The organism is Pseudoalteromonas sp. AOP7-A1-14 (assembly GCF_052376275.1).
Taxonomy (GTDB): domain Bacteria; phylum Pseudomonadota; class Gammaproteobacteria; order Enterobacterales; family Alteromonadaceae; genus Pseudoalteromonas.
Map to the genome: position 1 here is coordinate 1 of NZ_JBQSVO010000173.1, position 4,318 is coordinate 4,318.

At 39.2% G+C, this 4,318-nt stretch carries 5 protein-coding genes; 2 read left to right on the plus strand and 3 right to left on the minus strand.

The features are described 5' to 3' along the window. Positions 1-62: 62 nt before the first annotated feature. Positions 63-548 (plus strand): GNAT family N-acetyltransferase, encoded by a 486-nt coding sequence (locus tag ACT3RM_RS16955; protein ID WP_441835836.1) that lies wholly within the window; start codon positions 63-65, stop codon positions 546-548. 357 nt (positions 549-905) lie between these two features. Here ACT3RM_RS16955 and queG read toward each other — a convergent pair whose 3' ends face one another. The 3 genes from queG to ACT3RM_RS16970 form a co-directional block, all read right to left on the minus strand. Next, the gene (gene queG / locus ACT3RM_RS16960; RefSeq protein WP_441835847.1) at positions 906-2,033 is read right to left on the minus strand and encodes a tRNA epoxyqueuosine(34) reductase QueG; all 1,128 of its coding nucleotides are present in this window, start codon (positions 2,031-2,033) and stop codon (positions 906-908) included. A 338-nt stretch (positions 2,034-2,371) separates the two neighbouring features. Continuing rightward, the gene (locus tag ACT3RM_RS16965; protein WP_441835835.1) at positions 2,372-3,070 is read right to left on the minus strand and encodes a glycerophosphodiester phosphodiesterase; all 699 of its coding nucleotides are present in this window, start codon (positions 3,068-3,070) and stop codon (positions 2,372-2,374) included. After that, complete coding sequence (locus ACT3RM_RS16970) at positions 3,070-3,933, minus strand: DMT family transporter (RefSeq protein ID WP_441835846.1); 864 nt, start codon at positions 3,931-3,933, stop codon at positions 3,070-3,072. The genes ACT3RM_RS16965 and ACT3RM_RS16970 overlap by 1 nt, the downstream gene beginning before the upstream one ends. A 183-nt stretch (positions 3,934-4,116) precedes the next feature. Between ACT3RM_RS16970 and ACT3RM_RS16975 the strand changes: the two genes are divergently transcribed. Continuing rightward, positions 4,117-4,248 carry an SMR family transporter gene (locus tag ACT3RM_RS16975; RefSeq protein WP_441835834.1) on the plus strand — a complete coding sequence of 44 codons (132 nt, stop codon included), beginning with the start codon at positions 4,117-4,119 and terminating at the stop codon, positions 4,246-4,248. Positions 4,249-4,318: the final 70 nt, after the last annotated feature.

A 4,318-nucleotide genomic window follows, 5' to 3' on the forward strand; every position in this document is an offset into this window, starting at 1 on the left:
GTTATTTAGGCTAAATATACGCTATTATCAGACATCTTGAACAACACTATTTTTAAGTTTATATGTCTATTCGTCTAGCTAATCAAGCTGACTTGGCTGCAATTGTAGCTATTTATAACGAAACTATTCCGTCGCGTATGGTTACCGCGGATACTGAGCCTACCACCGTAGATGAAAAACAAGCTTGGTTTGACAGCCACAATGAGCGCCGACCTATTTATGTTTATGAGCAAGCAGAGCAAGTGAGCGCTTGGCTTAGTTATAAGTCATTTTATGGCCGTCCAGCTTATGACGGTACCGTTGAAATAAGCATTTACCTTGCGAGTGCAGTCCAAGGGAGAGGGCTCGGTAAACAATTGCTTACGTTTGCTGAACAACAGGCCAAGATGCTTAATATTAGTGTATTGTTGGCATTTATTTTTAGCCATAATATACCCAGTATAAAACTATTTCAGCGCTTTGAATATCAAACGTGGGGAGTGCTACCAAATATCGCAACTATGGATGGACAAAAATATAGTTTAACCATATTAGGTAAGAATTTGTAAAATATTAAGTTTAAAAACTAATTATTTCAAATGGTTAATTTAAAATAACAGGCGATATCCTGCCTATAAAAAATTATAGGTTATGCTTTTATTATGAATGAATAATAAGCGTAACGTGTTGTGCGGCATATTTTAATTGTAGGCAGTAATAGCCTAGCTATACGTGTTAAAGTTCTGTTAGAGTTGATTGGTTGTACCGTTGAGTTACTTCATTTCTCAATGTTGGAAGAAGATATCTCTTATGGTCGTTTGATTTAATTTTATCGCTCATGGTGTGCCGCTAGGTACTGTAAAAATAATATTGGAACATAAAGAGCTAAATTTAGCTTTATTGCTTGAGCGCTAATAATACTGATATTAGGCGTCGCGAGGTAAGCCTTTTTCGACGATACGAATGAGCCGAGCGGTTTTCCTAAGCTGTTTGGCTTTTTTGTTTTGCTGCTGCTCAAGCGCCCAGTCTATATGCTCAATAACCAGTTCACTAGATTGCTCACGAATTTGATTAAGTGTATCAATTATAGTTTGATCAAACTCGGCGTTACCTAATCCTACAGCTATGTTTCGGCGCCAGCGTTGATGACCAATACGGCGGATTGGGCTGCCTTCAGTATTTTTTAAAAAAGTGGCTTCATCCCAGTTGAAAAGCTCTATTAAATCTTTATCTTTTAGCTGTTTTCGTGGGTGAAAGTCGGCTTCATCAGTTAGCTGCCCATAGCGATTCCAAGGACATACTAACTGGCAGTCATCGCAACCATAAATTCGATTACCCAGTAATGAGCGATACTGCTCAGGAATAGCGCCTTGCAGCTCTATCGTTAAATAAGAAATACATTTACGGGCATCAACAACATAAGGTTCAACAATAGCGCCAGTAGGGCATAAAGTCATACAGGCAACACATTTACCGCAGCCTTCAAATTCATTGGGTTTATCAACGGGCAGGGGAATATCAACAAATAATTCCCCTAAAAAGAACCACGAGCCGGCCTCTTTATTGATCAATAAACTATGTTTACCCTGCCAACCAAGTCCTGCTTTTTCGGCTAATTGGCGCTCAAGTACGGGGGCAGAGTCAACGAAGGGCCGAAAACCCAATTCGCCTACTTCAAGCTCTATTTTTTGGCCTAGCTTTTTAATACGATTACGCATTAACTTGTGATAATCACGGCCAAGTGCATAACGACTTATGTAGGCCTGATCTGTATTTTTGAGTGTTTTAGCAAAGCTTGCATCAGGGGGGAGGTAGTTCATTTTTACTGAAATCACCCGCTGTGTGCCGGGTACTAGTTCTGCGGGGCGTGCGCGCTTCATACCGTGCGAAGCCATGTAGTCCATATCACCGTGATAACCTAAATCTAGCCAGCGCTGTAATTGAGCTTCATGTTTAGTTAGGTCAATATCAGTAATACCGACCTCGCTAAAGCCAAGCTCTTTGCCCCACTCTTTTATTTGCTGAGCGAGTTGCGTGTAATCAGGGGCTGGCATCGTCACGGGTGTATAACCATAGTTGCAAAATAACACCGCAATTTACCACATATACCCAAACCATCTCAAGATGCGAGCGTCGTTGGGGTTAAAAGCGATTTAGGCAGGTATTAATTGCAGAGTATGATTATTTCTTATTAAAACCAATAATGCAGTATAAATCACTTTTAAACCAATTATTTGGGAATTTCACAGGTACTCACTCTCTTCGGTATTACTTCTTAAAAGGCACTGCCATTTTTACTAAGTAACGCCTTGATATTAGCCTCTGTGAAATGCTGAACTCAGCATTTTTAGATAGTTTAGGTAAGTCACAAGAAGTTAATATCTTCACTGATTTAGAGCGAGTTTAAAATCATTTTGGTATTACACGGATAATTGGTAAAAATACCGTCCACGCCATAATCAAGCATCAGCTCGATGTCTTCTTGTTTATCAACTGTGTAGGCATAAACTTGTAAACCACGTTGTTTTGCGTCAGCAACAAATTCATGGTTAATAAAGTTTTTGTCTATGTGAATACTAAACGCATGTAACTGCTCAGCAAACTCACTATAATGAATGGGGATAGATGACGTTAACGCGCCAATTTTCACCCAAGGTAACTTTTGCTTAAGCCACATTAATTGATGATGATCAAACGAAGACACCAACAGGTTGTTACGAGATAGTTTATTGTCAGCCACATTCTCTTCAATTAGCTCCACAAATTTATCTAAAGAAAAAGTATGCTTAAGCTCTAAGTTAAGTATCGTTTTATCGTCAATCCAATCGATAGTTTGTTGTAAAGTTGGTACAAACTCACCTTTTCCGGCATCAAATTGTTGAATTTGTTCTCGGCTTAACTTATTTACTTTACCACGCCCGCTGGTGGTGCGATCGAGCCATGTATCATGAATGATCATGTAATCATCAATACAGCTTTGTACGTCTATTTCAATACCGTCTACTTCAACTTCGACGGCGGCTTTAATGGCACTTTGAGTATTTTCGGGGTGAGTACCACTTGCGCCGCGATGGGCGAATACTTTTATCATTATTTCTGTTTCCGTGTAACTGACCATGTTTCGTAAAATGCTGCACTAATGACTAAAGCTCCACCGACTAAAGTCAGTAATGAAGGTTGTTCATGTAGCAATAAAAAAGCTAAAAAGGTGCCATATAGTGGCTGCAAACACGATATAAGCCCTGCAGTGGAAGCTGATAAGTACTGCAAACTTGCTGCAAATAGCGAATGCGGTGTTGCTGTAAAAATAACGCCAGCTACGACTAATAAGCCTAAATCATAATGTGATACTTGCATTATCGGCACTTCAATAAAGGCGCATAACAACAGCGTTGCTACCCCTGTCTGGTAGAGCATCGTTTGCGGGCCCGAATATTGGCTAAAGTATCGTTTATGAATGATGTTTCTAAATGCAAATAAACAAGCGGATAGAATTCCAGTCACAATACCAAGAGTTACTTCATCGCCAAAATTACTCCATGGTACGAGCAAGCAAATACCAAGCATGACTATAAGCGCACTAAGTAAATCTTTTATTTTAGGGGTTTTAGCGTGAAAAAATGGTTCAATAAACACGGTGATAACAGGGTAAGTAAAAAAGGCAATCATGCCGATGGTGATGCCAGCCATTTGCATACCTGCAAAATAAGTCACCCAATGTAGTCCCACCGTGACGCCTAAAAAAAGTGCGACAGCGTAATCTTTACTGTTAGTAAGCTTAATTGATTTCTTTTGCGCAAGCAGTAACAATAAAATAGCGAAGCCTGCAACAGCACTGCGATATACAGTAATATCCAACGCATTGAGATTGATTAATTTAGCAAACAAAGCAGTGCCGCCAAATAAAAGTACAGCAATGTGTAAATACATTAAACTTTGCTGCTGTGGTTGCATATGCATACATGTACCTTTTTTATATTAGCACTTGAGTTAAAATCAAAGTTACTAATTGTGTCGTTTTTTGTATCGAGAGTTGTGATAAGTGCCCGTTTTATAGATGACAATTTACACTACACTCACGGTTATTAAAAGAGATAGTTAATGTATTGAGTTAGATAAATTAAATTGAGAGCCAATATGAATAGTGCCGCGTTGATTGGTTTATTAATCGCAGGTATTTATGAAGTAGTTTGGGCACCAGCTATGAAGCAATCTAATGGTTTTACTAAGCTTTGGTCGAGCTGCTTAGTAGTCACTTTCCGAGTATAAACGTTGTGATAATAACTACTTTTCACGGGGTGGGTATATTCGTCGTTCAATGGCGGATGGCGTAAAAGGG